The 1135-nt window shown below is 34.9% G+C and carries 1 protein-coding gene; it reads right to left on the reverse strand.

Translation table 11 applies throughout. The annotated features are described in order from the left end of the window. Positions 1 to 319: 319 nt before the first annotated feature. Positions 320 to 1135 (reverse strand): hypothetical protein (locus tag BHECKSOX2_RS06535; protein WP_180323697.1); only part of this gene is annotated, 816 nt, incomplete at its 5' end.

Genomic DNA, 1135 nt, shown 5'->3' on the forward strand with positions numbered 1-1135 from the left:
TATAAAAGGGATGTGATTGTCTTTTGTGTTTTCACCCAATGGGTGAAGCGGTTTTTTGGTTGAAATCATTATACCAGTTGGGGTTTGTGCGTTTTTTTGGTTTCTATTTTTGGATTAGGGTTTATACCTTTTTAAAACTTGGTTTTGTTTATCATACATCGGTTTTTTAGTTCCTGTCTCTACTGGCTCATATTTTGCTCCGTCTTCACCCATATTATCTAATTCTTTATCAGTATATCTTTTTTGTTTACTAGCCCCATATCTTACTCCCCATGGGTTGTTTCTCCTGATTTTGGCGGTTTATTTGTTTCTCTGTCTATTAACTTATACCGTTCGGCTGATTTCCTAATGTATTTCCATGTTCATTAGGGGATTTTACTGCTTGTTGTTTGCCTGTTTTTGGGTCTTTTACATAATAACTACCACTTTCTCTTTTTATGATTGGATTATTATTTTTATCATACTTGCCTGTGTAAGTTCCTTTGCCTCCATTTGGTCCTACTACGACCTTTCTATTACTAGATTTACTAGATTTAGTAGGTTTACTAGATTTAGTAGGTTTATTAGCGGTATTTTTGTATAAGTTTTGATCGTCTAATTCTTTATTTAGTGGCCTTGGTGTTTTATTAATTAAGTTGTTTTTATTTGCTAACTTTTTAATAGTTTTAATGCTGCTCCCAGGAATAACGATTGACAATATCTTGCCTCCGCCTTTAATTTGGTTTTGCGTGTCTTTATCTAATTCATTCCATTGCGCACTAACAACATTGCCCGTCTTATCATCAACATACTTAACAGTTGCATCTAAGTCATTGCCAACTTTAGCAATAAAATCTAAAGTGTTTTGTGTTTTATCAGGGAAATGCTCATAAGATAACTCAATTGCTGTTTGAGCTCCTTGTGTAATGACTTTACTCAGTGGGTCGCTACCTTGTCCTATAGTTTCTAAACCATCTACTGGATTACCATCGCCAACAATAGCAGTATAAATTGTAGCGGCAGTCAATATTGTGCCTGTTATTAAAAGATCCTCTCCCTTACTCTTATCAATCCTCGCATAATCCTGATTATTACGCTCAACAAGCTTTGTGTTTCTTTGTGTTTCTGCTGGTGTGTTGCCTAGGTTTCTATTGTT

Origin of the sequence: thiotrophic endosymbiont of Bathymodiolus puteoserpentis (Logatchev) (assembly GCF_900127505.1) — a bacterium.
Classification (GTDB): Bacteria; Pseudomonadota; Gammaproteobacteria; order PS1; family Pseudothioglobaceae; genus Thiodubiliella.